Genomic DNA, 25403 nt, shown 5'->3' with positions numbered 1-25403 from the left:
CTAGGCCTTCTTGGCGGCCCTCTTCTTCGCAGGCGCCTTCTTGGTCGCCTTCTTGCGCTTGACCGGTCCCCGCGCGCGGCGGTCGGCGAGCAGCTCGGCGGCCCGCTCGTCGGTCAGGGACAGCACGTCGTCACCCTTGCGCAGGCTGGCGTTGGTCTCGCCGTCGGTGACATACGGCCCGAAGCGGCCGTCCTTGATCACCATCGGCTTGCCCGTCGCGGGATCGTTGCCCAGCTCGCGCAGCGGCGGCGCCGAAGCGCGTTGGCCGCCACGGCGTTTCGGCTCCGCATAGATCTTCAAGGCCTCTTCGAGCGTGATGTCGAACATCTGCTCTTCGGTGGCCAGTGAGCGAGAGTCGGTGCCGCGCTTGAGGTATGGGCCGTAGCGGCCGTTCTGCGCGGTGATCTCCTCGCCGGTGCTGGGGTCGACACCGACCACACGCGGCAGGGACAGCAGCCGCAGCGCGTCTTCCAGCGTCACGGTCTCGAGGTCCATCGAGCGCAGCAGTGAGCCGGTGCGCGGCTTGGGCCCCGTCGGCTTCTTGCCCTTCTTGGCGGTGGCGCCGGCGTCGTCGTCGGGTTCGTCCGGCGTCGGCAGCACCTCGGTGACGTACGGCCCGTATCGACCGTCCTTGGCGACGATCTCGTGTCCGGTCACCGGATCGACCCCCAGCGAACGGCCCTCCTGCGGTGTGCTGAAAAGCTTTTCGGCAAGTTCGAGCGTCAGCTCGTCGGGCGTCAGCTCGTCCTTGAGGTTCGCGCGCTGCGGGGTGGGCTCGCCGTCCTCACCGGTGATCATCCGCTCCAGATACGGCCCGTTCTTACCGACCCTGACGTAGACGGGGCGACCCTCGGCGTCGTCGAACAGCTTGATGGAGTTGACTTCTCGAGCGTCGATACCTTCGAGGTTCACGCCGACGAGCTTCTTCAGACCACCCGAGCGTGCAATCGAGTCGGCCACCCCGTGCTCGCCACCGAAGTAGAAGTTGGCCAGCCAGTTGGTCCGCTGTTCATGGCCCGCGGCGATCTCGTCGAGCTCGTCCTCCATCGCGGCCGTGAAGCCGTAGTCGACCAACCGACTGAAGTGCTGTTCGAGCAGACCGGTGACGGCGAACGCGACCCATGACGGCACCAGGGCGCTGCCCTTCTTGTGCACGTAGCCACGGTCCTGGATGGTCTTGATGATCGACGAATACGTCGACGGCCGGCCGATTCCCAGGTCCTCCAGCGCCTTGATCAGCGAGGCCTCGGTGTAGCGGGCAGGCGGCGATGTGGTGTGGCCGTCCGCGGTGAGTTCCTTGGCGTCCACCCGCTGGCCCTGCACGAGCTGAGGCAGCCGGCTCTCCGCGTCGTCGGCCTCGCCGCCGGCCTGGTCGTCGATGCTCTCGACGTAGGCCTTGAGGAAGCCGGCGAACGTGATGGTGCGCCCGCTGGCGTTGAACACGACCTGCTGACCGTCACTGGACTGACCGGAGATGCGCAGCGACAGCGTGGTGCCCCGCGCGTCCGCCATCTGCGAGGCGACGGTGCGCTGCCAGATCAGCTCGTACAGACGGAACTCGTCGGTGTCGAGTTGGCTGTGCAGCTGGCCCGGGGTCTGGAAGACGTCGCCGGCGGGCCGGATGGCCTCGTGCGCCTCCTGGGCGTTCTTGACCTTGCGGGTGTACTGACGGGGCTGCGGATGCAGGTACTCCTCGCCGTAGAGCTGGCGGGCCTGATTGCGTGCCGCGTTGATGGCCGACTGCGACAGCGTCGTCGAGTCGGTACGCATATAAGTGATGTAGCCGTTCTCGTAGAGCCGCTGCGCGATGCTCATCGTGCGCTCCGAGGAGAACCGCAGCTTCCGGCCCGCCTCCTGCTGCAGCGTCGACGTCATGAACGGCGCGTAGGGCTTCCGGGTGTACGGCTTCTGCTCGACGGACGACACCTCGAGCTGCGCACCGCGCAGTCCGACCGCAAGCGCGCCGGCGGCGGCCTCGTCGAGCACCAGCACCTCATCGGGCTTCTTGAGACCGCCCAGGGAGTCGAAGTCGCGCCCGGTGGCGACCCGCCGACCGTCGACGGAGCTCAGCTTCGCGGTGAACGTCGGCGGCGATGCCTGCGGATCGGACACGCTGGCGTCGAGTTCGGCGGTCACATCCCAGTAGCCCGCGCTGCGGAACGCCATGCGCTCCCGCTCGCGGGACACGATGATGCGCGTCGCCACGGACTGCACACGTCCTGCCGACAGCTTCGGCGCGACCTTCTTCCACAGCACCGGGCTGACCTCGTAGCCGTAGAGGCGGTCCAGGATGCGTCGGGTCTCCTGCGCGTCGACGAGGTCGTTGTCCAGATCCCGCGGGTCTTCGGCGGCGGCCCGGATGGCCGGCTCGGTGATCTCGTGGAACACCATCCGCTTGACCGGGATGCGGGGCTTCAGCGTCTCCAGGAGGTGCCACGCGATGGCCTCGCCCTCGCGGTCACCGTCGGTGGCGAGGTAGAGCTCGTCGACGTCCTTGAGCAGGTCCTTGAGCTCCGCGACGGTGCTCTTCTTCTCCGGGCTGATGATGTATAGGGGCTCGAAGTTGTCCTCGACGTTCACCCCGAGGCGCGCCCACGGCTCCGACTTGTACTTCGCGGGCACGTCGGCGGCGTTGCGCGGCAGGTCGCGGATGTGTCCGCGGGAGGACTCGACGATGTAGTTGGAGCCCAGGTACCCGGCGATTTTGCGTGCCTTGGTAGGCGACTCGACTATGACGAGTCGCCGCACCGAGCCGTTGGCTCTTCGCGAAGGCGACTCATCGCCGCCATTGCGGCCGCTACTGCGGTCCTCGTCTGCCACCAGTGCCTACGCTCCACTTCTTCTGGTGCCTACAACGCCCGATACCGCGCTGTGCGTCCGGTAAGGCCTCGTCGGCACCTGACAATTTCGCATTCTGTTCGACCCGACGCAAACCGACCCCCTATTCCGAGCCGTCAGACGCGGGGCCATTGAGCAAACGCGTCCACATCCGCGGGGGGTTCCCCCACGTTCTCTACCAGGCGCGATAGCCGCCGGCGACCGCTGATCCGCAGGGCCGGACGGGACCCTCGGGTGCCGATAAGTGTCGGAGCTATCCCCACCCGCATCATCGCCGATGCCAGCGGGGAATGCGTGTCGGGCGCGTGCGGGTCCAGACCAAGTAGGTAGCGGTCGGCTTCCGGAGTTCCTGCGGCCAGCGTCCAGGCCCGTAACTGCCGTGGACCCGGTAGCCATTGCGGCGGGACGGTCTTCACGGCGCCGCGGGTCCACTCGGTGGCGATGCCGACCAGACGTTCGTCGACGGCCGTGCGGACCAGTGGGGTGTTCTCGTCGGTGCGGGAGATCTCGGGCTCCAGTCCGGACTCGACGATCATCTCGGCCAAGGCATGAGCCCGCCACAGCTGGTCCACCACCACCGACAGCCGCGCCCCAACCTGTGAGCCGGAACCGACCAGCACCACCTGTCCAGGTGCGGCGAGCATCCCGGTCAAGTCGGCGACCGCAGGCGGCACCGACTCGGCCGAAAAGAAGGACAGCTGGCTCACACGTTCGACATTAAGCCAGGACCGCCCACCCGAGGTGCTGCCGGGCCGGGCACCCCATAAACGAAAACACCCCCGCCATGTCCGTTGTCGGAGCTGTGCGGGGGGTTTCCTCTGGGTGCGTCAGTTAGACGGCGCGAACGCCCGTGGCCTGCGGGCCCTTGGGGCTCTGGCCAACCTCGAACTCAACCTTCTGGTTCTCCTCAAGGGTGCGGAAGCCGCTTCCTTGAATCTCCGTGTAGTGGACGAACACATCGGCAGAACCGTCCTCGGGCGCGATGAACCCGAAACCCTTTTCCGCGTTGAACCACTTCACAGTTCCCTGTGGCATCTTTCGTACTTTCCTTCTCTTCATACCGGGTGCGGTCCACCGTTTCGGTGCACCGGGCCCGTTCCGACCGCCATACCTTCGTGGAGTGCTCGGAACTCGACCCGACCTACAACCCTCGCAGGAACCGCGATCGCAACGTCGATCCTGCGAGTGCGAATACACGAACACAGAAGCTGCGACCGCGATCAGTCAATCACGTTCTGGGCTGCGGCGACAGTGGAGACGCGATCGATTGGGGAACAATTCACGTACGAAGGGGCTCAGGAGGGCCAGGAAAGGTTCGGTATGGCAGATTTCGGCCGCGAGCTGCTCGCTAGCGCGGTCGACGGCGCCCGTGTCGGAGGGCACGATCCGCTGCGCCATGTCGCCGATCTCCCGCCGCGGCAGGGACGCCGACAAGGCTGGCCGGAGTGGGCCGACCCAGAAGTGGTGCAGGCGTTCGTTGATCGCGGCATCGAGACGCCGTGGTCGCATCAGCTCGCCACAGCCGACCTTGCCCATGCCGGGCGTCACGTCGTACTGAGCACCGGGACGGCGTCGGGCAAGTCGTTGGCGTACCAGTTGCCGATTTTGACGGCGCTGAAAGCTGATTCGCGCGCCCGCGTCCTCTATCTGTCGCCCACCAAGGCGCTCGGCCACGACCAGTTGCGCGCCGCAGTCGCGTTGACGGAAACCGTGCCCGCGCTGCGAGACGTCGCCCCGAGCCCGTACGACGGCGACAGCCCGACCGAAGTGCGACGCTTCGCCAGGGAACGGTCGCGCTGGATTTTCTCCAACCCCGACATGATTCACCTGTCGCTGCTGCGCAACCACGCCCGCTGGGCGGTGTTCCTACGGAACCTGCGTTACGTCGTCGTGGATGAATGCCATTACTACCGAGGGGTTTTCGGGTCGAACGTGGCCATGGTGCTGCGCCGCCTGCTGCGGTTGGCCACCCGCTACTCGGGCGCCGGATCGGAATCCGCTGGCCCCACGGTGATCTTCGCCAGTGCCACCACCGCGTCCCCCGCGCGCACCGCGTCGGAACTCATCGGGCAGACGGTCGCCGAGGTCACCGAGGACGGTTCACCGCAGGGCGCCCGCACAGTCGCCTTGTGGGAGCCGGCACTGCTGGATGACCTCGTCGGTGAAAACGGTGCTCCGGTTCGTCGTTCGGCGGGCGCGGATGCCGCCCGGGTGATGGGCGATCTGATCGCCGAGGGCGCTCGCACGTTGACGTTCGTGCGTTCGCGTCGCGGTGCCGAGCTCACCGCCCTCGGAGCGCGCGCCAGGCTGGAGGAACTCGCACCGGATCTCGCCGACCGCGTCGCGTCGTATCGGGCGGGTTATCTCGCCGAAGACCGGCGCGCACTGGAACGCGCGCTGGCCGACGGCGAACTGCTTGGCCTGGCGACCACCAATGCCTTGGAACTCGGCGTCGACATCGCCGGCCTGGACGCCGTCGTGCTGGCCGGGTTTCCCGGCACGGTGACGTCCTTCTGGCAGCAGGCAGGTCGTGCCGGCCGCCGGGGTCAGAGCGCGCTGATCGTGTTGATCGCGCGTGACGACCCACTGGACACGTACCTCGTGCACCATCCGGCGGCGCTGCTCGACAAACCGATCGAACGCGTCGTCATCGACCCGTCCAACCCGTATGTCCTTGGCCCGCAGCTACTCTGCGCCGCCACCGAACTTCCACTCACCGAGGCGGAGGTGCGGATGTGGAACGCCGAGGCGGTCGCGGAGTCCCTCGTCGACGATGGTCTGCTGCGCCGCCGTCCCACCGGTTACTTCGCGACACCCGGTGTGGATCCGCATCCGGCGGTGGACATCCGCGGCTCGTCGGGCGGTCAGATCGCGATCCTGGAGGCGGGGACCGGACGGTTGCTGGGCACCGCGGGCGCCGGCCAGGCGCCCGCCTCGGTGCATCCCGGGGCCGTCTATCTGCATCAGGGTGAGAGCTACGTGGTCGACTCGCTCGATTTCGAGGACGGTGTCGCGTTCGTGCACGCCGAGGATCCGGGGTACACCACATTCGCCCGTGAACTGACCGACATCGTCGTCACCGGCGAGGGGGTACGAAAGACCTACGGGCCGGTGACCGTTGGGCTCGTACCGGTATCGGTGACCAACACCGTCATCGGCTATCTGCGGCGGGAGATGACCGGAGAGGTCATCGACTTCGTCGAACTCGAGATGCCGACGCGCACCCTCGAGACCTCCGCGGTGATGTGCACGCTCACTCCAGAGGCGTTGCAGGACAACGGGATAGAGCCGTTACGGGTACCCGGCTCGCTACACGCGGCCGAACATGCGGCGATCGGGTTGCTGCCGCTGGTCGCCAGCTGCGACCGCGGCGACATCGGCGGGGTTTCCACGGCGGTCGGCCCTGTCGACGGCCTGCCGACGATCTTCGTGTACGACGGCTATCCCGGCGGCGCGGGCTTCGCTGACCGCGGTTTCGAAAAGATCGACACCTGGTGGGGAGCGACGGCGGCGGCGATCGAGGCCTGCGAGTGCCCCGCCGGGTGCCCGTCGTGCGTGCAGTCGCCCAAATGCGGCAACGGAAACGACCCCCTCGACAAGGAGGGTGCAATCAGGTTGCTGCGGCTGGTTCTGAAGGAGCTCGGCGGCACCACGCCATGAATCCGCCGCAAGGGGCGACCGACCCCTCGTACGGTCGCCCCCGCAGCTCCGCGGACCATGCCAGTCAGGTCGAAAGCCCTGGTACCGCGGTTGCGAACGAACGGTCGGACAACTCGATCCGTTCCCTATCCCGATATAGCTGGGTGCAGTCGAAAACTACCTTGTTAATGACGGTTCCGCAACTTTGACAAGTTAACTGACGCACGCGAAAAATCTCCCCGCGCACCGCACTCACGGCAAACGACCACGGATTCCGTATCCAAATGCTGGCTGCGGAGGGTCCAAGACCCCGCCCTAAAATGCCCCTCATGAACCACGACTGGCTGCTCGTGGAGACATTGGGCAGCGAACCTGCCGTGGTCGCACAAGGGCGCCGAACGAAGAATCTGGTCCCTGTCAGTGCGTTTCTGAGGCGAAATCCGCATCTGATGGCGATCCAGACGGCGATCGGCGAGACCGTGCGCGCCGGCCAGGGGCTGAGCAGCATCACGCCGAAAAACGACCGCGTGATCCGCACCGAAGTGATTCAGATGTCGGACGGCCGAATTCACGGCGTGCATGTGTGGATCGGCCCACCCGATATGGAGCCGCCGGACCGGCCGATTCCGGGGCCACTCATCTGGGACCTGACCAACGGGACCGCCACCGACACCAAGGAGTCGTTGTTCAACAGCGGATGGGCTCCGGACAGTCAGGTGACGCACGGCAGGGCGTTCGCCGAGGACCTGCCCAAGCGCGACCTCAATCCGAGTGAGGCCGAGGTCCTCTCGATGACGATCAAGCGCGAGCCCGGCCATACCCTCTGCAATTCGTGGGACGTGACGGATTATCGCGGCGAACCGATCACGATCGGCTTCGTCGCCAGGGTGCTGGCCGAGGAGGAGGACGACGGCAGCCAGCGATTGGTGCTTCGGGCGATGAACTGGCGCGGCGAATCCGAGGGCGGCGCGGATCGACGCGACGTTCTGGCGCAGCGCATTCTGAAGGGACTGGCGCAGCCCGGCGCTCACCGTGCGCTCGTCGATCCGACCAACTGGACATTGCTGAAGTGGCTCGACGATCCGGCCCCGTTCTTCGACTGGCGCGCGAGCTTGGCCGGTGAGCATCTGGTCCATCCCTCGGATCGACCCGAATTGGCAAGGATGGCGGCGGAATTCGACACCGGCGGTACCTCGGCCACGTTGAGGTTGGTGGACAACGACGGCGGGTGGACGCCGGTGCACGTGACGATCAACCGCGTCGAGCTCGACGACGGGGTGTACGCCGGGTTGGCCACACTTCGTCAGGCAGAGGGCTAGTCGCGTCATTCGACCGGCCCGGCGCGTGCGACGGCTCGCGCCGTTCCGATGCCCAACCGGCCCAGCGCCACGGCGACCTCAACGGCGACAACGGCATCGAGTCCCGTCACGGTGCAATCGACGACCCTGGTGCCCATCGCCTCGGCCAGCTCGACGGCGTGTCCACATGCCGCGCCCTCACCCTGCGCGAGCCGTCCGGCTGCGGCCAGCGCGGCGAGATCGGCCGCGGCTTGGGCGCGGTGCCGCGCCGTCACCGCCGCGCCGAGGTACACGCACGCAACGGTGATCGCCATGAGCACGGCCATCATCGCGACGGCGACGAGGGTCGCTGCGCCGTCATCCGTCCTGACCCGGCTCCATGGCGGCGACAGCGCGCCCCGCGACGGTGATGCCCGGGAGGAACGCCGACCGCGCCGAGACGGTGACGACGACGTGTTCACCGTCGCGGCGCAGTTGTATCGCCGCTCCTTCCGGCGCGATGGCGCGGGCGGCGGGCGATCCGTCGTCGCCTCGCGCCGCCAAACGTGCCGCCTCCCTGGCCGCGTCGACACATCGGATGTGCATCGATACCGCGGTGAGGCTCGACACGCACACCAGCAGCACGACGACCAGGCCCGCGATGCCGATCGCCGCCTCGACCGTCGCACCGCCGCCCTCGCCGCCTAGACGTTGGTGTTGAGTGCGCGGTTGATGATGTTGGTCAATGCGCTGACGATCGAGTCGCCCGTCACCACCGTGTAAAGGATGGCGCCGAACGCCGCCGCGGCGATGGTGCCGATGGCGTATTCGACCGTGGACATACCCCTCTCGTCCACGATCAACAGACTCAGTTTCGCCTGTGTTGCGCGAATCCAGTTGCTTATCAATCGATTTCCTCCCCATCACTTTTCACAACACACCGGTACGCAGCACATCGGTGGCCAGCCCGGCGATGACGGGCACGATGCCGAGGCACACAAATGCGGGCAGGTAGCACAGCCCCAGCGGCCCCGCGATCAAGACGCCCGCCCGTTCGGCCGCGGCGCGGGCGGTGTCTGCGGCGTCGGCGCGAGCCTGGCAGGCCAACTCGGACACCCCCTGGGCCAGAGCGGCGCCTGAGGACGCCGAGCGACGAGCCAGTCGCAGCAGCGCTTTGGCGTGCTCATCCGTGGCCTGGGCCGGATCCGTCCACGCCGTTGCCGGATCGGCGCCCAGTGCGAGTAGGTCGGACGCCCTAGTCAAGATCCCGGCCAGGTGTGGTGGCGCGGACGGCACCGTCGCCGCCGCGGCTGTCGATACCGCCATTCCCGAGCGCAGGCATGCGGCCAACACCTCGAGGGCCGACGCTGTGGCGAGCGGATCGGCCGCAGGGACCGCCGGACGCCTCGACGTCCGCACCCCGAGACCGGTCCACGTACGCACGCGCGCTCGGGACCCGGCCGGACCGAGCAGCACCGCGGCGGCCAACAGCACTGCGGCGCAGATCATCTCAGCACCTGACTGGTGATCCGGTCGCACCACAGCAGGCCGGCACAGGCGAGTGACACCCCGATGATCAACAACCATCCACCGAAACCCTCGGAGAGCAGGAAGCTCAGCGGATCGGCACCGATCAGCTGGCCGAGTCCGACGCCGACGACGGGAAGCCCCGCCAGCACCGCGGCGGTGGCACGCGCTCCGGCCATCCCCGCGTCGACGCGGGCTGAGAATCGTTCCCGCTCCACGAGGTCCCGCTGCGCGGTTTGCATCAGAGTTCCGATGGCGAGGCCGTGGTTCTGCGCGAGCTGCCAGCCTGCCGCGAGCCTCTCCCACTGCCCGGGCAACAACGAGCAGCGCGCCACGCTGCGCATGCCCGCCGCGACGTCGGCACCCAATCGCGCCCGTGCCCCGATGGTCCGCAACCCAGTAGCGACCAAACCGTCGACGTCGGCGGCGGCGACCGCGAATGCCGCGACGGGGTGGGCCCCGACGCGCAACTCCCCGACGAGGATGTCCAGCGCCGCCTGCAGCGCGGCCGCTTCGGCTGCGCGGGCGCGGCGCCGCTGCCGACCGCGTCGACGGATCTCGACTGTCCCGCCGACGATCGCCGCGGCGACGACGACCCCGGCAGACGTGAAGGATGCCAACAGGAGCGCCACCAGGACGCCTGCAGGAACCACTGCCGCGCGTCGTGCGGTGACGCGCCGTCTCGACGGGACGGGTCCACGCGCACGCAGCCGGTGTCGGGATGGGCGCGGCGCCGCCAGCAGCGCGAGAGCCAGTGCCATAGCCGCACCCGTCATGTCGGTCGCCGCTCATGCACGAGGCTGCGGAGATGTTCGGCGCCGCGATCGAATCCGCTACCGATGCGCCAGGCGGTCTCGGCGCGGACACGACCGTCCGCGGCCGGGCGAAGGACCGCAATCTCGCTGAGCCGGCGCGCGCCGACGCCGTCGCGGGTGACGTGCACGAGTACCTGCACCGCGGCAGCGAGCTGACTGTGCAGCGCACCGCGGTCCAGCCCGCCGACCGCAGCGAGGGCCTCGAGCCGGGCCGGCACCTCCGCCGGGTTGTTGGCGTGCACGGTCCCCGCCCCGCCGTCGTGCCCGGTGTTGAGCGCAGCGAGCAGATCGACCACCTCGGCGCCGCGGACCTCACCGACCACGATCCGGTCCGGTCGCATCCGCAGCGCCTGCCTGACCAGGTCCCGGACGGTCACTTCCCCGACGCCTTCGACGTTGGCGCACCGCGCGACGAGTTTCACCAGATGCGGGTGTGCCGGTTCCAGTTCGGCGGCGTCCTCCACGCAGACGATGCGTTCGTGCGGCGGAACCGCACCGAGGACCGCGGCCAGCAAGGTCGTCTTACCGGCGCCGGTGCCGCCAGAAATCAGGAAGGCAAGACGCGCGGCGATGATGTCGTCGAGCAGCGCAGCGGCCGACGCGTCGATGGTGCCCGTCTGGATCAGGGCGGCGAGGTCCTGGGTGGCAGGGCGCAGCACCCGCAGCGACAGACACGTGCCGGCGGGGGCGATCGGAGGCAACACGGCGTGGAGCCGGACGGTGCACTGCCCACTCGCCAGTCCGGTCAGCTGCCCGTCGACCCAGGGTTGCGCCTCGTCCAGCCGGCGCCCGGCCGCCAGCGCCAGCCGTTGGGCCAACCGCCGGACGGCATCGTCGTCGGCGAACCGGATCGGTGTCCGGCGCAGCCCGCTGCCGTCGTCGACCCACACCGCGTCGGGAGCGGTGACCAGAACGTCGGTGGTCCCCTCCGCGCGCAGCAACGGGTCGAGGACTCCGGCGCCGGTGAGTTCGGTCTGCAACACCCGCAGGCCGGTGAGGACCTCGGCGTCCCCCAACACCCCGCCGGATTCCGCGCGGATCGCCGCGGCGACCGCCGACGGCCGGAGCGGCGCCGACTCGGCAGCCAACCGCTCGCGGACGCGGTCGATCAGCGATGCGCTCATGCGACGCTCGTCGCCGGATGCTGCTGCAGAACTGCCATCACCCGGCGCGCGGCGGCTCCGAGTGGAGACCTGCGCGGCAGCCGCAGACCGCCGCGCTCGAGCATCGCCGCGATACCGGGCTGCGGTCGCATCGCGGCAAGCAGCGGAAGCCCCACGATCGCTGCCACGTCGCGCGACCTCAACCCACCCGGTGCCGGCCCGCGCACGACGACGCCCACGTTCGGATTGACGGTCGACACCCAACGCGCGACCCTCTCGGTCGCCGCGCAGGAGCGCACGTCGGCGGGCGTGATGACGACGACGAGATCGGCCGATTCGAGTGCGGTCTCGGTGGCCGCGGTCGCACGCCTCGGCACGTCGCAGACCACCGTGGCGCCGCCGCGACTGCCGGCGTCGATGACGGCACCCAACGGTGCTGCGTCGATTTCGACGTCGCCGCGGCCGCCCGAGAGGACAGAGACGCCGTGGTGTCGCGGCAGTGAGTCGCGCAGCGCGGTGTAGTGCAACCGGCCGCCCTGCAGTGCGAGATCGTGCCAGCGCACCCCCGGGTCGGCCTCGATACCCAGAAGCAGGTCGATACCGCCGCTCCACGGGTCGGCGTCGATGAGCAAGGCATCAGTCGTCTGCGAAGCCGTTTGGGCCAGCGCCGTCGCGAACACCGAAGCACCCGCACCGCCCCGTCCGGCGAGAGCCGCGACCACCGCGCCGCGGGGACCGGCGGTCGAAACGGCTTCGGCCGCCTCCGACAACTCCGCCATCAACTCGGCTTCCTGGGCAGGCAGGACCAGGACGTGTTGTGCGCCGATCGCGATGGCCGCCTGGAATTCGGCGGGGCCGGGCTGCGCCGCAGCCAGCAGGATGACCCGGCTCCGCCGCGGCAAGGCTCTGCGTGCACAGCGGTGGGCCGCATCGCGGTCGAGCAGTATGGCGACCGCCCCCGTCCACACATTGCGACCGGACGGCTCGCTGGCATGCACCACCTGGACGCCGGCGGCGGCGGTGATGCGATCGACATCCTCACGCAGATCGGCGTCGCCGATCAGGGCGAGAATTCCGGCGGTGGCTCCCATGCGCCAACCATGCGGTGTCGCGCCGACACCGCGCCATCGTCGGCGCGCGCTCTGTGGATGAACGTGAATGTGGGGATGGACCGGCAACGCATCGCGAAAATCACATTCCGCAACTACTGCAGCAGCGATCACCTATCCGAATGACGAATCGCAGTCGCAGGGGTCCGGCGATGGCCGCAAGGAAGCGCTTATCCGAGAGACGAAGAATGACCCGAGAAAAGGGACGACCCCCGCCAGGGGGGGGGAGGAGGCGGAGGTCGTCGTGTATCAGCCCCGGGGGGTCGGGCTGATGCACACCCGGCGTACGCCGAGTGACACTCACTATACACACGCGGCCATGGATGGGCGCAAGTCTTGCGTGTGATGCAAAGCACCGCTGGAGCAGGAAAAATGCAGTCACCGACACCTGTCGGCCACTGTCATTTCGTAGACTCTCCCGCCTCGCGTCGGACCGGCGCCCCTATGCTGGTGTCGTGGACGCACCGCACCCCGGGGCAGAAGAATCCAGTGTTCGGCAAACAATGGCTTCGCCCCCTGGCCCGGTCCGCACCGCAGCCTTCTTTGATCTTGATAAAACGGTCATCGCCAAATCGAGCACATTGGCTTTCAGCAAACCTTTCTTCGATCAAGGGCTAATCAATCGGCGGACGGTTTTGAAGTCCGCCTATGCGCAATTCCTGTTCCTCATGTCGGGCGCTGATCACGACCAGATGGACCGGATGCGCTCGTACCTGACCAACATGTGCACCGGGTGGGACGTCGAACAGGTGAAGTCGATCGTCGGCGAGACACTGCACGACATCGTCAACCCACTGGTCTTCGCAGAGGCCGCCGAACTCATCGCCGATCACAAGCTGTGTGGCCGCGACGTGGTCGTGGTTTCCGCATCTGGCGAGGAGATTGTCGCGCCGATCGCCCGTGCGCTCGGAGCCACTCACGCGATGGCCACCCGGATGGTCGTCGAGGACGGCAAGTACACCGGAGAGATCGCCTTCTACTGCTTCGGGGAGGGCAAGGCGGAGGCCATCCGCGAACTCGCCGCCCGTGAGCGATACGCGCTCGAGCACTGCTATGCGTACTCCGATTCGATCACCGATATACCCATGCTCGAGATGGTTGGGCATCCAACCGTGGTAAACCCGGATCGTGCGTTGCGCAAAGAAGCCGCGGCGCGCGGCTGGCCGGTACTGACGTTCTCGCGGCCGGTGTCGCTGCGTGATCGCATCCCGGCGCCGTCCGGGGCGGCGATGGCAACGACGGCAGCGGTCGGTGTGAGCGCGCTCGCCGCCGGCGCGTTGACCTACTCGCTGTTACGTCGGTTCGCCTTCTGAGTCGTACGCGTAACGATCTGGAGTCACGCGGAATTTGCCCCTTGATGTGACCGCGGTCACGGAGTACAAAGGAGTCACGGAAGCCTGGTTAGGCCAAGACCGAGCCGGAAGAGAAGGCTCGGCTCTCCCGAATCAGGTTCCCCAGCACGGATCCCGGCACCCACGCGGAGCACATGCCGCGGAATAGGCAAAAGTGTTGCGGGCCTGCGTAGTTGCGATAGCGGACGGCCACGACGGCCCCTTGGGTGGGGTTGCAGTCGAAGCGCATCGACAAGACGCCGAGGCCACCCACGCAACCCACCGGAGCACGCATGGTAACCGGTGTCCGTGCTAGCGGGCGGCGAGCCGAATTAGTTCGGAGCGTCGCCCGCTTTACTTTGCTGGACGCCCTCCCCGACGCTGCCCGCGGCGATGGCGAGCGCCTCTCGCGCCCCGGCCCGCAGCCCTTGGCAACTCATCAGCAACCAGGCGGTGAGTCCGTCGGGCGTGCCGGATGAGAACCCGCGCGCGGCGGCCCGATAGTCGCCGGACTGGCGCATCCAGTACACCTCCGGCACGCCGAGACCGTGCGGATCCAGCCCGCTGGCAATCGTCACCAGCCGCCCGACGGCCCGTGCCACCACGCCGTCGGCGCTGCCGAAGGGCGCCAGGGTCAGGAGTTCACCGTGCACCACGGCGGCGAGCACCGGCGCGGGCACCCGGGTCCCGCCGGTCACGATGTCGGCCAGTAGTTCCAGGCGGCGGCCGACGTCGGGATCGGTGCGGGGCCTGCCGAGGTGGTCGTCGTCGGCGATATCGGCCGCCGCCAACGCGTGCAGCCTCGCGATGGCTTGCAGGGGCGCGCGTTGCCAGACGCCGACGAGAGACGTCGCGCCACCCTCGAGCGCTTCCGATACCCGCAGGGCACCGGCGAGGATCGGATCGGGACCCGCCTCGGACAACTGCAGCGCGCCGCCGTCGAGAACCGAGGACGCCCGCGCCGTCCGCAGAGCGGCCTCGGCGGCGTTCGCCGGCCACCCGCGGAGATTGGCGCGGTGCCGGTGCGCGCGCCCCAGCGCCTCGCCGGCTTCCGCGCTCGCTTCGGCCACCCCTGGCAGCTCTGCCAGTGGGGCCAACGGGTCGGCGGCGGTCACGGCAGCACACGCTAGCCGACCGCTGGACCCGTCTGCCACGACGTTCGGCGCGTCCGATCCGCCGCCCGCGGAGCTCACTGTGACTTGATGACCTGATCATCAGCATCGGTGACTACGCTCACAGACATGACGAGCACCTCGACGCAACATACCGACGTTCCGTCCGTCTATCCCCCCTCCGAGGAATTCGCCGCGCAGGCCAACGCGACCGAGGGGTTGTACGCCGAAGCCGAGGCCGACCGGCTGGCGTTCTGGGCGAAGCAGGCCGAACGGCTGTCATGGGACACCCCGTTTTCCGAGGTGCTGGACTGGTCGGAGGCCCCCTTCGCCAAGTGGTTCGTGGGCGGCAAGATCAACGTCGCCTACAACTGCGTCGACCGCCACGTCGAGGCGGGCAACGGCGACCGGGTGGCGATCCACTGGCAGGGCGAGCCGGTGGACGACGCCCGCGACATCACCTACGCGCAGCTGCACGCCGACGTGTGCAAGGCCGCGAATGCGCTGACGAAGCTGGGCCTGGTGGCCGGCGACCGGGTCGCCATCTACATGCCGATGCTCCCCGAGGCCATCGTCTCCATGCTGGCGTGTGCGCGGCTCGGCATCATGCACTCCGTTGTCTTCGCGGGTTTCTCCTCCACCGCGCTGGCGGCCCGCATCGAGGACGCCGAAGCCAAGTTGGTCATCACCAGCGACGGGCAGTTCCGTCGCGGCCAGGCGGTGTCGCTGAAGGAGTCGGTGGACGAGGCCTGCAAGGGCCAGGACTCCGTCGAACACGTTCTGGTGGTCCGCCGCACCGGGATCGACACCCCGTGGACCGAGGGCCGCGACCTGTGGTGGCACGACACCGTCGAGCCGGAGTCACCGGAACACACACCCGAGGCGTTCGATTCCGAACACCCGCTGTTCCTGCTCTACACGTCGGGGACCACCGGCAAGCCCAAGGGCATCATGCACACCTCCGGCGGGTACCTGACCCAGGCGTCGTACACGCACCACTACGTCTTCGACATCAAACCCGAGACCGATGTCTTCTGGTGCACCGCCGACATCGGATGGGTCACCGGCCACACCTACATCGTCTACGGGCCGCTGTCGAACGGCGCCACGCAGGTGGTCTACGAGGGCACACCGAACTCGCCGAACGAGCACCGGCACTTCGAGATCATCGAGAAGTTCGGCGTCACCATCTATTACACGGCGCCGACTCTGGTCCGCATGTTCATGAAGTGGGGCCGCGAGTTCCCCGACGCGCATGATCTGTCGAGCCTGCGCCTGCTCGGTTCCGTCGGCGAGCCGATCAACCCGGAGGCATGGCGGTGGTATCGGGACGCCTTCGGCGCGAACCGCACTCCGATCGTCGACACCTGGTGGCAGACCGAGACCGGGGCCATCATGATCTCGCCGCTACCCGGTGTCACCGCCGCCAAGCCCGGCTCGGCCATGAAGCCGCTGCCCGGCATCTCCGCCAAGATCGTCGACGAGGAAGGCCAGGAACTGGTTCCCGGCGCCGACGAAGCCGAGCACGTGACCGGATATCTCGTCCTCGACCAGCCGTGGCCGGCGATGCTGCGCGGCATCTGGGGCGATCCGGAGCGGTACAAGGACACCTATTGGTCGCGTTACGGCGAGCAGGGCTGGTACTTCGCCGGCGACGGGGCGCGGGTCGACTCCGATGGTTCGGTGTGGCTGCTGGGCCGCATCGACGATGTGATGAACGTGTCGGGGCACCGGATCTCCACCACCGAGGTCGAGTCGGCGTTGGTGGGCCACTCCCATGTCGCCGAGGCCGCCGTCGTCGGTGCGTCCGACGAGACCACCGGTCAGGGCATCTGCGCGTTCGTGATCCTCGAGTCGCACGCCAAGGACAGCGGCGACGAGATGATCGCGGAGCTGCGCGAACAGGTCGCCAAGGAGATCGGAAAGATCGCCAGGCCGCGCGAGATCCACGTCGTACCGGAGCTGCCGAAGACCCGCAGCGGCAAGATCATGCGACGGCTGCTGCGCGATGTCGCCGAGGGCCGCGAACTCGGGGATACGTCAACTCTGGTGGACCCCAGCGTGTTCGAGGCCATCCGCGCGAGCAAGTAATCAGGCTGCCGGGGCGGTGCCGATCGGGACGAAGCCCGAGCCCGGCCGGTTCTTGGCGACGATGTCAGCCAGTTGCGTGTTGAACGACATGTTCACCGCGGGCGTGTGCAGCGGGATGTACTTGATGATGCACGTGGGCAGTTCTTCTGAGAACGCCCCGTGGATCATGCCCACCAGCCGGTTGTTGACCGTCACCGGAGCGCCCGAATCGCCCGGCTGACCGCATACCTGGTTGATGAAGGTGCCGGGTTCCTCGCCCGGACCCCACGTGATCCCGCAGGAATAACCGGTGGTGCGGCCCAATTTGCACGCGATGTCGCCGGCGACGGGATCGGGCCCCAGGCCGTCGATCTGAAATCCGTCGATGTTGTTGACCGGCCGCACCTTCTGCGGGTCGAACTGAATGACGGCGTAATCGAGGGCGTCGTTACCCGCGACCATCGTGCCCAGTACCCCGGCGCGCTCCGCCCCCTCGGCGGCCACCTTCGCGCCGGGTCCACCGCAGTGCGCGGACGTGAATCCGACCAGGTTCCCGCGATTGTCGTAGCCGATGGTGGTCAGCGTGCACAACGTCTCACCGTTGACGACCAGACCCGAGCCGCCGCCCAGCGTGACGGGCTCCTGGGCATGCGCGAGCGCGGACGTCGAGAACAGCACCGCGAGCAAGGTCGCGACGATCACTGGAATCCGCAGGCAGCGGCCGCTGCTCCTCAACCGGAAAACCTCCTCGACGTGCCCCGACCTGCGTTCCATTCGACCCTGTCAGTCTAACGTCGGCCGGAATCGTTTAGCGGCACGCCACATGGCAACATGAACCGCACACCGATCAATGCGGGAGGACTGTCAGTGAGTGATCGCAGGAATGGCGTGCCGACCACCGTGACCTCGATACCACTGGTCGACCCTCATGCGCCCAAGCCCGACCCCTCCATCGGCGATCTCGTCAAGGACGCCACCGCACAGGTCTCCACGCTGGTCCGCGCCGAGGTGGAGCTGGCCAAGGCCGAGATCACCCGTGACGTCAAGAAGGGTCTCACCGGCAGCGTCTACTTCATTCTCGCGCTGGTGGTGCTGTTCTACTCCACCTTCTTTTTCTTCTTCTTCGCCGCCGAATTGCTCGACACCTGGCTGTGGCGCTGGGCGGCGTTCCTGATCGTCTTCGGGGTGATGGTCGTGGTGACCGCGATCTTCGCTCTGCTCGGCTACCTCAAGGTGCGCCGGATCAGGGGCCCGCGGCAGACCATCGAATCGGTCAGAGAGCTCCCCGAGGCCCTGACCCCTGGCCACGACAAGGCGGTGGCCGTGGAGTCGAGCGACGGCGGCAAGCCGGCCTCGACCTCTGACCCCTCAGGCTGGTAATGCCACCAGACCCGTCGGTCGTTCGCATCGACGGCCCGTGGCGTCATCTGGACGTACACGCCAACGGGATTCGATTTCATGTGGTGGAAGCGGACCACCAGGAATCCCGGAACGCGCCCATCCCGTTGACGCAGCGGCCGCTGGTCATCCTGCTGCACGGATTCGGATCGTTCTGGTGGTCGTGGCGCCACCAGCTGCGGGGCCTGACCGGAGCTCGCGTGGTCGCCGTCGACCTGCGCGGGTACGGCGGCAGCGACAAACCGCCCCGCGGTTACGACGGTTGGACCCTGGCCGGCGACACCGCCGGGCTGGTACGCGCGCTCGGCCACAAGACCGCGACTCTGGTGGGCCACGCCGACGGCGGACTGGTCTGTTGGGCGACGACCGTGCTGCACCCGCGGGCGGTCCGGGCGATCGCGCTCGTCAGCTCACCGCATCCGAACGCGCTGCGTGCCTCTGCGCTGACGAGACGGGACCAGGGGCTGGCACTGCTCCCGTGGATGCTGCGCTACCAGGTGCCGATGTGGCCCGAGCGCGCGTTGACGCGCCGCGGCGGTGCCGAACTGGAACGACTGGTTCGCAGTCGAGCGAGCGCCAAATGGCTTGCCTCCGAGGACTTCTCCGAGACGATCGCGCACATGCGTCGTGCGGTCCAGATCCCCTCGGCGGCGCACTCGGCGCTGGAATATCAGCGCTGGGCGGTCCGAAGCCAGTTCCGCGGCGAGGGCCGTCGGTTCATGCGCTCGACGCGTCGACCCATCAACGTTCCCGTGCTGCACCTCCGCGGCGACGCCGACCCGTACGTCCTCACCGATCCGGTCTACCGGACCCAGCACTATGCGCCGCACGGCCGCTACGTGTCCATCGATGGCGCAGGGCATTTCGCGCATGAGGAAGCACCCGTGGCCGTCAACGCCCAGCTGCAGCGGTTCCTCACACAGGTGTACGGCGCGTGACTACGTGACGCAGGCGCCCGTCGCCACGCGTTCGGTGTTGCCCAGCTTGTCGAGCTGACGCGCGACCTCCTCGCCGGTCAGCACGAAACCGGTGTCGGCGTCGTCGACCGCCGCCCCGAACACCACACCGAGCACCTGGCCGCTGCGGTCGATCATCGGTCCACCTGAATTGCCTTGTCGCACACTGCCTCTGATGGTGTACACCTGGCGCGTCACCGTAGTGCTGCGGTAGATGTCGGGGCCGTTGAGCTCGATGGTCTCCCGGATACGGGCCGGGGTGGCGGCGAAATCACCGCCACCGGGATACCCCATCACGACGGCGTCGGTGCCGGTTGCGGCCTCGCCCTGGGCGAACTGCAGCGGCGCGGCGTCCAGGCCAGGCACATCGAGTATCGAGATGTCCGCCTGGGGGTCGTACGACACGACGTATGCGTCGTATGTCCGGCCGTCGACCTCGACGGTGGCGCTCTCCGCGCCCGCGACGACGTGCGCATTCGACATCACCCGGTTGGGCGCGACGACGAATCCGGTGCCCTCGAGCACTTTCTGGCATCCGGGCGCGACGCCACGGATCTTCACCACGCTGGGCCGTGTCGCCGCGACGACGGGGTCGGCGGCGAGTGCTGCATCGGGGGCGTCGACAGCCACGATCGGCGTGCGTCCGAACGGTTGCAGGACGTCGGGCAGGCCGGAGGTGTCCAACAGCGCCGACAGCCGTCTTGGCACAGACCTCAGCCACGGGGGCGCAACGTCGTCGACTTCCTTGAGCACGACCGACCCGCGCACGGCCGCGGCGAGGTTGGGCTGGTCCGAGGTCTGCAACGGATAGGTGAGCATCCACGCCGCGACCAGAACCGCGACGATCTGCAGCGCCACCCCGATCGTCGAATCGAGGGTGCGCATTCCGGGGCTGCGGATTGCGCCGCGCACCGCCCGGCCCAGCACCACGCCCGCGATCTCACCGACGACCACCAGGGCGAGGATCAGGAACAACGTGACGAACAGTTTGGTCCGGGGGCCTTCGATATTGGCGACGACGTGTGGTGCCAGCAGCACGCCGGCCACCGCGCCGAGCACCACGCCGACGAAGGACAGCAGTGATCCCAGCGCACCCGAGCGCCAGCCCGAGATAGCGGCGATGAAAGCGACCGCGAGGACGGCGAGGTCGAGCCACTGGGACGATGTCATGGTTGGGCCTACCCTAACCGGCAGCGTCGCGGCCGTGTCCGACCAGAGCCATCGCGTCCTCGAGTTCAAGAACGTCGTCGGTGTTCCACGGCTGCGTCCAACCGGCGACGTCGAGCATCGCCGAAACCACCTGTCCGGTGAATCCCCACACCAACATTTCGTTGAGCAGGAACGCCGGTCCGGCACTGCGACGCGTATTCTCCTTGCGGTACACCATGATTCGGTTCTCGGGGTTGACGAACGCGCGTAGCGGCACACGGGCCACGACCGCTGTTTCGGACTCGTCGACCACCGCCACGGGCCCCGGATCAGGCGAATAGGCCAGCACCGGCACCACATGGAAGCCCGACGGCGGAATGAACATCCGCTCGAGGGTGGTCAACGGCTGCAACCGTCCCACATCGATGCCCGTCTCCTCATTGGCCTCACGCAGGGCGGTGTGCACGGGGTCGGCATCGCCCGGATCGGCGGCCCCACCTGGGAAGGCGGCCTGTCCGGCGTGGTGGCGCAGGGTGGACGCGCGCACCGTCACCAGCAGATCGGCCTCGGCGAGCCCGCTGCCAGAGCGGGGCTCCTGCGGGCCGGAGAACAGCACCAGCACCGCGGCGTCGCGCCGTTCTCCGGCGACTGCGGCCTTGGTGTTCGCGGCGGTCAGCATCGCCAGCACCTCGGGCGACACCCGCCGCCGATAAGCGCGCTTGATGTCCTTGGCGTTGTCGACCAGGGGTTTGAGCCAGGTGGGGGCGGCTTCGGCGTTGAGGGGTGCGAGTTCACTCCCCTCGCTGGCCCAGCTCACCCCGCCTCTCCTATCTGCGGCCCGACCGCGGCCGCGATCTCGTCGGCGTTGGCGAAGGACCGCGGCAGGATTGCGGCCACGCTACCGTCCGAACGCAGCACAACCGTCGCTGGCATCACGTTGGGCACCTTCAGCGCCGCCGCGATGCGACGTCGGCCGTCCTGCAACATCGGCAGGTGTACCCCCAGTTCAGCCAGTCGCAACAACCCCGCGGTCTCGTTCTCATCCTGGTGCACCGTCAACACGGTCACCTTGGACCCGACCCGCTTCTGGTACTCCGCCATCGCGGGCAGCTCCTGAGTGCACGGCGCACACCAGTAGGCCCACAGGTTCAGCACCACCGTCCGCCCGGCGAGAGCCTTGGCGACGTCGACGCTCGACCCGTCACCCGCGCATTCCAGCACGATGCCGCGTAACGCCGCCGGCCCGTCGCCGAGGCCGGGCGGCGGGCATGGTGCCAGGTCGGCGCGGGTCCGGGGGCCCGCCAGGGCTTCGGCGGTGTCGGCGTCACGCCGGTCGCGCGATGCGCCGGGTCCGGTCGAGCCCGGTGCGGACTCGTCATCCCCGAGCTGGGACCACAGGGCTACCCCGAGAGCCACGACGACGACCAATACCGCCACGGTCCATCGAGTCGAGGTGTGCATCGGAACTGGCGGGACGGCGGGTCAGAGGCCGGCCAGTGCCAGCAGGTGGTCGGTTTCGGGGCCTTTGACCAGCGGGGCAGCGATCAACGGGTCGGTCGGGCCGGTGCCGAACGACGGGCAGTCCTTGGCGAGGACACACACGCCGCAGGCGGGCTTTCGCGCGTGGCATACGCGTCGGCCGTGGAAGATCACCCGATGGCTGAGGTCGGTCCATTCCCTGCGCTCGATGAGTTCACCGACCGCGTGCTCGACCTTCACCGGGTCCTCTTCCTGCGTCCAGTTCCAGCGCCGGACGAGGCGGCCGAAGTGGGTGTCGACGGTGATGCCGGGAATGCCGAAGGCGTTTCCCAGGATGACGTTGGCGGTCTTGCGGCCGACGCCCGGCAGCGTGACGAGCTCCTCCATCGTCTTGGGCACCTGGCCGTCGAACCGCTCGACGAGTTCGGCGCCCAGCCGCATCAACGCGTTGGCCTTGTTTCGATAGAAGCCGGTCGGGCGGACCATCTGCTCTAGTTCGGTGCGGTCGGCCTGCGCGTAGTCCAACGCGGTCCGGTACTTCTTGAACAGCGCGGGGGTGGTGAGGTTGACCCCCTTGTCGGTGCTTTGGGCCGACAGAATGGTCGCGACGGTCAGTTCGAGTGGATTGGTGAAGTTCAGCTCGCAGTACACATGTGGAAAGGCCTGTGACAGCGCGCGATTCATTCGCCGGGCGCGGCGGATGAGGCCGAGGCGGGTCTCGCCGTCTCTTTTGCGGGCGCGCTTGGGGACAGTCACAGAATCAGCGTACTGAGGATCGCCGACAGGCCCCGACCGAACCGGTGCGGACCGGTGACAATTCGTGATCCCGATGAGACCTTGGCCGTGTTTACTTCACCCTTGTGTCGTGGTTGCTCGTGGCGCTGATCCCGGGGTTGCTGATGATGGCAACGTTCGCGTTGGATCGAGTCGAAGCGACTCTTCGCCACGACACGGTCTCTGCGAGCGACGTCGCGGCATTTCTAGATCAGGCCGAGGCGGTCGACGTCAACACACTTGCGCGAGACGGTATGAGCCGCGCCATGGACTCCCAGCACCGACGCCTGAACGCGCAGGGGGCGGTGCCGAGCGCGCGAGCCGCGCTCGCCGAGTCCACCGGTTTGCCGACGCGGGTCTATGTCCACAGCGCGGTCAATCCGGAGTTTCGGGCGACTCGGCAACCGAATCGTGTGTAGCGTGGGCTGGTCACGCTGGAGGCGTAATGCCGACAACGTCGGCGGGGGTTACCTCTAGACTGTTTTCGCTAACCAAACAGAGGTCGGCCTGCGCATGTCATATCACCCAACAGCTTAAGAGGGGCAACGTGGACGAGATCCTGGCGAGGGCCGGAATCTTCCAGGGAGTCGAACCCAGCGCCGTTTCAGCGCTGACCAAGCAATTACAGCCCGTCGACTTCCCCCGTGGGCACACCGTGTTCGCGGAAGGTGAACCCGGCGACAGGCTCTACATCATCGTTTCCGGCAAGGTCAAAATCGGCCGCCGCTCACCGGACGGCCGCGAGAATCTGCTGACGATCATGGGCCCGTCGGACATGTTCGGCGAACTGTCGATCTTCGATCCCGGGCCGCGGACGTCCAGCGCCACGACCATCACCGACGTGCGCGCAGTTTCGATGGACCGCGACGCGCTGCGTGCCTGGATCTCCGATCGTCCCGAGATCGCCGAACAGCTGCTGCGCGTGTTGGCCCGCCGACTGCGGCGCACCAACAACAACCTGGCCGACCTGATCTTCACCGACGTGCCCGGCCGCGTGGCCAAGCAGCTGCTGCAGCTGGCTCAGCGCTTCGGCACGCAGGAGGGCGGCGCGCTGCGGGTCACCCACGACCTGACCCAGGAGGAGATCGCTCAGCTCGTCGGCGCCTCGCGCGAGACCGTCAACAAGGCGCTGGCCGATTTCGCCCATCGCGGGTGGATTCGGCTGGAGGGCAAGAGCGTTCTCATCTCCGACAGCGAGCGCCTGGCCCGTCGCGCCCGCTGATCCTTGCGATTTGTGTGCGCTGTGTTGCGGTGAGCGCTCCTATATGCACACAAATCGCTCAGGAACGTAGGTAATCCACCTGGGCTTGGACGCTCCATTCCGCTGCGTCCCAGAGTTTTTCGTCGACGTCGGTATAGACGTGCTCGACGATCTGTCGCACGGTGGCGTCGTCGCCGAGTTCTCTCAGTGCTGCACGCACCTGGTCGAGTCGCTCCTCGCGATGCGCCAGATACATGTCGCTGACGGCGGCCAAATCGGGGAGCTCTGGACCGTGTCCGGGAAGCACCGTGTGCTGTCCGAGGCCGCGTAACCGCTGCAGCGAATCCAGGTACTGCCGCAGGCTGCCGTCCTCTTTGTCGATGACGGTGGTGCCGCGGCCCAGCACGGTATCGGCGGTCAGCACCGCATCGTCGAGCACAAAGGAAACCGAGTCCACGGTGTGGCCGGGCGTGGCCATCACCGTGATGCGCAGGCCGGCCGCGTCGATGACCTCGCCGTCAGTCAACGGGCCGCCGAGTCCACGGAGGAAACCGCTGCCCACCGAGCGGACCACCGCACCGGTGCGGTCGACGAGCTTGTCGATGGCACCCGTGTGGTCCTCGTGTTTGTGGCTGATCAGCACCAGCGGGATCTTGCCGAGTCCCGCGATGAGATCGATGTGCTCGTCATCCTCCTCAGGACCGGGGTCGACGATCACCATCTCGTCGCTGCCTCGCCCCTGCAGCACCCAGGTGTTGGTGCCGTCGAGGGTCAGCAGTCCGGGGTTGTCGCACAGCAGCACCGACGCGGTCTCCGTCACCGGACGGAGTTGCTTGTACGCGGGGTGCTCCAGAGTCACGCGACTTCAACGATCACTTCGACCTCAACCGGCGCATCCAACGGCAACTCGGACACCCCGACCGCCGACCGGGCATGGGCTCCGGCCTGGCCGAACACCTCACCGAACAGCTCCGACGCACCGTTGATGACGCCCGGTTGCCCGCTGAAGCCCGGTGCGGATGCGACAAAACCCACCACCTTGACCACGCGGGTCACCGAGTCGACGCCGACCAGCGAGTTGATCGCGGCCAGCGCATTGAGCGCGCACACCCGCGCCAGAGCCTTGCCGTCCTCAGGGCTGACCTCGGCGCCCACCTTGCCCGTGCGCAGCAGGCTGCCCGACTCCATGGGCAGCTGCCCGGCGGTGTACACCAGGTTGCCGGTGCGCACAGCGGGCACGTAGGCCGCCAGGGGCGGCACCACGTCGGGCAGCTCGATGCCCAGCTCGGCGAGTTTGGCCGAGGCGCTCACTTTGGCCGCTTCAGGTAGGCGACGTGCTGCTCACCGGTCGGCCCCGGCAGGACGGAGACCAGCTCCCAGCCGTCTTCACCCCACTGGTCGAGGATCTGTTTGGTCGCGTGCGTGAGCAACGGGACGGTGGCGTACTCCCAGCGGGTTGGTTCGCTCATGGGCCGAGCTTAACGGGCCGCGATAGGCACTTGGTTAGACATCCCAAGTGCGCAAGTTGTCAAGCGGCCTTTGCGGTGGGGATGTTTTGGCGGTGCGACCATGCTGTCTGCTCGTCGTATGCGGTGCGGTGGCGCAGGCAGCCGTGGAGGATGCCC

27 protein-coding genes are annotated in these 25403 nt (G+C 67.8%); 8 read left to right on the top strand and 19 right to left on the bottom strand.

Annotated features, from left to right (window positions below):
• From topA to H7J93_RS09235, 3 genes are all read right to left on the bottom strand, one after another.
• Positions 1-2820, bottom strand: coding sequence for a type I DNA topoisomerase (topA, locus tag H7J93_RS09245; RefSeq protein ID WP_372507832.1), 2820 nt, complete (start codon positions 2818-2820; stop codon positions 1-3).
• A 134-nt stretch (positions 2821-2954) separates the two neighbouring features.
• The gene (locus H7J93_RS09240; RefSeq protein WP_267305991.1) at positions 2955-3545 is read right to left on the bottom strand and encodes a hypothetical protein; all 591 of its coding nucleotides are present in this window, start codon (positions 3543-3545) and stop codon (positions 2955-2957) included.
• Positions 3546-3669: 124 nt separating this feature from the next.
• Positions 3670-3873: a cold-shock protein gene (locus H7J93_RS09235; protein ID WP_006243848.1), complete on the bottom strand. Its 204-nt coding sequence runs from the start codon at positions 3871-3873 to the stop codon at positions 3670-3672.
• Positions 3874-4158: 285 nt separating this feature from the next.
• Between H7J93_RS09235 and sftH the strand changes: the two genes are divergently transcribed.
• Together sftH and H7J93_RS09225 are read left to right on the top strand one after the other, a co-directional pair.
• Positions 4159-6498 (top strand): DEAD/DEAH box helicase, encoded by a 2340-nt coding sequence (sftH, locus tag H7J93_RS09230; RefSeq protein WP_267305990.1) that lies wholly within the window; start codon positions 4159-4161, stop codon positions 6496-6498.
• A gap of 308 nt (positions 6499-6806) precedes the next feature.
• Positions 6807-7796 (top strand): PAS domain-containing protein, encoded by a 990-nt coding sequence (locus H7J93_RS09225; protein ID WP_267305989.1) that lies wholly within the window; start codon positions 6807-6809, stop codon positions 7794-7796.
• Between the two features lie 5 nt (positions 7797-7801).
• Here H7J93_RS09225 and H7J93_RS09220 read toward each other — a convergent pair whose 3' ends face one another.
• The 7 genes from H7J93_RS09220 to ssd form a co-directional block, all read right to left on the bottom strand.
• Positions 7802-8089, bottom strand: coding sequence for an Rv3654c family TadE-like protein (locus H7J93_RS09220; protein WP_267305988.1), 288 nt, complete (start codon positions 8087-8089; stop codon positions 7802-7804).
• A gap of 43 nt (positions 8090-8132) precedes the next feature.
• Complete coding sequence (locus tag H7J93_RS29130) at positions 8133-8384, bottom strand: TadE family type IV pilus minor pilin (RefSeq protein ID WP_308204911.1); 252 nt, start codon at positions 8382-8384, stop codon at positions 8133-8135.
• A gap of 74 nt (positions 8385-8458) precedes the next feature.
• Positions 8459-8662 carry a DUF4244 domain-containing protein gene (locus H7J93_RS09210; protein WP_267305986.1) on the bottom strand — a complete coding sequence of 68 codons (204 nt, stop codon included), beginning with the start codon at positions 8660-8662 and terminating at the stop codon, positions 8459-8461.
• A gap of 22 nt (positions 8663-8684) precedes the next feature.
• Positions 8685-9263 carry a type II secretion system F family protein gene (locus H7J93_RS09205; RefSeq protein ID WP_267305985.1) on the bottom strand — a complete coding sequence of 193 codons (579 nt, stop codon included), beginning with the start codon at positions 9261-9263 and terminating at the stop codon, positions 8685-8687.
• A complete protein-coding gene (locus tag H7J93_RS09200; protein ID WP_267305984.1) occupies positions 9260-10057 on the bottom strand; it encodes a type II secretion system F family protein in 798 nt (265 codons plus the stop codon). The genes H7J93_RS09205 and H7J93_RS09200 overlap by 4 nt, the downstream gene beginning before the upstream one ends.
• Positions 10054-11220, bottom strand: coding sequence for a TadA family conjugal transfer-associated ATPase (locus H7J93_RS09195; RefSeq protein ID WP_267305983.1), 1167 nt, complete (start codon positions 11218-11220; stop codon positions 10054-10056). Before H7J93_RS09195 ends, H7J93_RS09200 begins: the two co-directional genes overlap by 4 nt.
• Positions 11217-12290 carry a septum site-determining protein Ssd gene (ssd, locus tag H7J93_RS09190; protein WP_276021677.1) on the bottom strand — a complete coding sequence of 358 codons (1074 nt, stop codon included), beginning with the start codon at positions 12288-12290 and terminating at the stop codon, positions 11217-11219. Before ssd ends, H7J93_RS09195 begins: the two co-directional genes overlap by 4 nt.
• 521 nt (positions 12291-12811) lie before the next feature.
• Between ssd and H7J93_RS09185 the strand changes: the two genes are divergently transcribed.
• Positions 12812-13621 (top strand): HAD-IB family hydrolase, encoded by an 810-nt coding sequence (locus H7J93_RS09185; RefSeq protein ID WP_267306048.1) that lies wholly within the window; start codon positions 12812-12814, stop codon positions 13619-13621.
• A gap of 350 nt (positions 13622-13971) precedes the next feature.
• On the opposite strand, the gene H7J93_RS09180 is transcribed toward H7J93_RS09185, so the two are convergent.
• Entirely contained in the window at positions 13972-14754 is a 783-nt protein-coding gene (locus H7J93_RS09180; RefSeq protein WP_267305982.1) for a Fic family protein, read from the bottom strand.
• 126 nt (positions 14755-14880) lie between these two features.
• Between H7J93_RS09180 and acs the strand changes: the two genes are divergently transcribed.
• Positions 14881-16842 carry an acetate--CoA ligase gene (gene acs / locus H7J93_RS09175; protein ID WP_267305981.1) on the top strand — a complete coding sequence of 654 codons (1962 nt, stop codon included), beginning with the start codon at positions 14881-14883 and terminating at the stop codon, positions 16840-16842.
• Here acs and H7J93_RS09170 read toward each other — a convergent pair whose 3' ends face one another.
• Positions 16843-17556, bottom strand: coding sequence for a S1 family peptidase (locus H7J93_RS09170; RefSeq protein ID WP_372507835.1), 714 nt, complete (start codon positions 17554-17556; stop codon positions 16843-16845). It lies immediately after the preceding gene.
• A gap of 126 nt (positions 17557-17682) precedes the next feature.
• On the opposite strand from H7J93_RS09170, the gene H7J93_RS09165 reads away from it, so the two are divergent.
• Positions 17683-18201: a phage holin family protein gene (locus H7J93_RS09165; protein ID WP_267306046.1), complete on the top strand. Its 519-nt coding sequence runs from the start codon at positions 17683-17685 to the stop codon at positions 18199-18201.
• The gene (locus H7J93_RS09160) at positions 18201-19157 is read left to right on the top strand and encodes an alpha/beta fold hydrolase (RefSeq protein WP_267305980.1); all 957 of its coding nucleotides are present in this window, start codon (positions 18201-18203) and stop codon (positions 19155-19157) included. The genes H7J93_RS09165 and H7J93_RS09160 overlap by 1 nt, the downstream gene beginning before the upstream one ends.
• Here H7J93_RS09160 and marP read toward each other — a convergent pair whose 3' ends face one another.
• The 4 genes from marP to nth are packed head-to-tail and all read right to left on the bottom strand — an operon-like array spanning position 19158 to position 22487.
• Complete coding sequence (gene marP, locus H7J93_RS09155) at positions 19158-20345, bottom strand: acid resistance serine protease MarP (protein WP_267305979.1); 1188 nt, start codon at positions 20343-20345, stop codon at positions 19158-19160.
• A 13-nt stretch (positions 20346-20358) separates the two neighbouring features.
• Positions 20359-21141, bottom strand: coding sequence for an NUDIX hydrolase (locus H7J93_RS09150; protein WP_267305978.1), 783 nt, complete (start codon positions 21139-21141; stop codon positions 20359-20361).
• A complete protein-coding gene (locus H7J93_RS09145) occupies positions 21138-21785 on the bottom strand; it encodes a TlpA family protein disulfide reductase (RefSeq protein WP_267305977.1) in 648 nt (215 codons plus the stop codon). Before H7J93_RS09145 ends, H7J93_RS09150 begins: the two co-directional genes overlap by 4 nt.
• Positions 21786-21806: 21 nt before the next feature.
• Positions 21807-22487, bottom strand: a complete 681-nt coding sequence (gene nth, locus H7J93_RS09140) for an endonuclease III (RefSeq protein WP_267306045.1) — start codon at positions 22485-22487, stop codon at positions 21807-21809.
• 176 nt (positions 22488-22663) lie between these two features.
• Here nth and H7J93_RS09135 point away from each other — a divergent pair, with 176 nt between their 5' ends.
• Complete coding sequence (locus H7J93_RS09135) at positions 22664-22996, top strand: hypothetical protein (RefSeq protein WP_372507831.1); 333 nt, start codon at positions 22664-22666, stop codon at positions 22994-22996.
• 128 nt (positions 22997-23124) lie between these two features.
• A complete protein-coding gene (crp, locus tag H7J93_RS09130; protein ID WP_163658018.1) occupies positions 23125-23799 on the top strand; it encodes a cAMP-activated global transcriptional regulator CRP in 675 nt (224 codons plus the stop codon).
• 58 nt (positions 23800-23857) lie between these two features.
• On the opposite strand, the gene H7J93_RS09125 is transcribed toward crp, so the two are convergent.
• The 3 genes from H7J93_RS09125 to sp36 are packed head-to-tail and all read right to left on the bottom strand — an operon-like array spanning position 23858 to position 25247.
• A complete protein-coding gene (locus H7J93_RS09125; protein WP_267305976.1) occupies positions 23858-24637 on the bottom strand; it encodes an MBL fold metallo-hydrolase in 780 nt (259 codons plus the stop codon).
• On the bottom strand, positions 24634-25089 hold the full coding sequence (locus tag H7J93_RS09120) for a RidA family protein (RefSeq protein ID WP_267305975.1): 456 nt from the start codon (positions 25087-25089) through the stop codon (positions 24634-24636). The genes H7J93_RS09125 and H7J93_RS09120 overlap by 4 nt, the downstream gene beginning before the upstream one ends.
• A complete protein-coding gene (gene sp36 / locus H7J93_RS09115; RefSeq protein ID WP_014817956.1) occupies positions 25086-25247 on the bottom strand; it encodes a Sp36 family protein in 162 nt (53 codons plus the stop codon). Before sp36 ends, H7J93_RS09120 begins: the two co-directional genes overlap by 4 nt.
• Positions 25248-25403 lie beyond the last annotated feature (156 nt).

It is taken from the genome of Mycobacterium barrassiae, from assembly GCF_025822765.1.
GTDB lineage: Bacteria > Actinomycetota > Actinomycetes > Mycobacteriales > Mycobacteriaceae > Mycobacterium > Mycobacterium barrassiae.
Note: the sequence above shows the minus strand (reverse complement) of the source record. Positions and strands in the feature narration are given on the sequence as shown.

What these genes read in the sequence shown, in the direction of transcription:
- H7J93_RS09195 (WP_267305983.1), bottom strand. Translation starts at nt 11,220, where the DNA reads ATGAGCGCATCGCTGATCGACCGCGTCCGCGAGCGGTTGGCTGCCGAG.
- H7J93_RS09205 (WP_267305985.1), bottom strand. Translation starts at nt 9,263, where the DNA reads ATGATCTGCGCCGCAGTGCTGTTGGCCGCCGCGGTGCTGCTCGGTCCG.
- H7J93_RS09160 (WP_267305980.1), top strand. Translation starts at nt 18,201, where the DNA reads ATGCCACCAGACCCGTCGGTCGTTCGCATCGACGGCCCGTGGCGTCAT.
- H7J93_RS09225 (WP_267305989.1), top strand. Translation starts at nt 6,807, where the DNA reads ATGAACCACGACTGGCTGCTCGTGGAGACATTGGGCAGCGAACCTGCC.
- H7J93_RS09235 (WP_006243848.1), bottom strand. Translation starts at nt 3,873, where the DNA reads ATGCCACAGGGAACTGTGAAGTGGTTCAACGCGGAAAAGGGTTTCGGG.
- acs (WP_267305981.1), top strand. Translation starts at nt 14,881, where the DNA reads ATGACGAGCACCTCGACGCAACATACCGACGTTCCGTCCGTCTATCCC.
- sp36 (WP_014817956.1), bottom strand. Translation starts at nt 25,247, where the DNA reads ATGAGCGAACCAACCCGCTGGGAGTACGCCACCGTCCCGTTGCTCACG.
- H7J93_RS09200 (WP_267305984.1), bottom strand. Translation starts at nt 10,057, where the DNA reads ATGACGGGTGCGGCTATGGCACTGGCTCTCGCGCTGCTGGCGGCGCCG.
- H7J93_RS09185 (WP_267306048.1), top strand. Translation starts at nt 12,812, where the DNA reads ATGGCTTCGCCCCCTGGCCCGGTCCGCACCGCAGCCTTCTTTGATCTT.
- H7J93_RS09220 (WP_267305988.1), bottom strand. Translation starts at nt 8,089, where the DNA reads ATGGCGATCACCGTTGCGTGCGTGTACCTCGGCGCGGCGGTGACGGCG.
- ssd (WP_276021677.1), bottom strand. Translation starts at nt 12,290, where the DNA reads ATGGGAGCCACCGCCGGAATTCTCGCCCTGATCGGCGACGCCGATCTG.
- marP (WP_267305979.1), bottom strand. Translation starts at nt 20,345, where the DNA reads ATGACATCGTCCCAGTGGCTCGACCTCGCCGTCCTCGCGGTCGCTTTC.
- nth (WP_267306045.1), bottom strand. Translation starts at nt 22,487, where the DNA reads ATGAATCGCGCGCTGTCACAGGCCTTTCCACATGTGTACTGCGAGCTG.
- sftH (WP_267305990.1), top strand. Translation starts at nt 4,159, where the DNA reads ATGGCAGATTTCGGCCGCGAGCTGCTCGCTAGCGCGGTCGACGGCGCC.
- H7J93_RS09145 (WP_267305977.1), bottom strand. Translation starts at nt 21,785, where the DNA reads ATGCACACCTCGACTCGATGGACCGTGGCGGTATTGGTCGTCGTCGTG.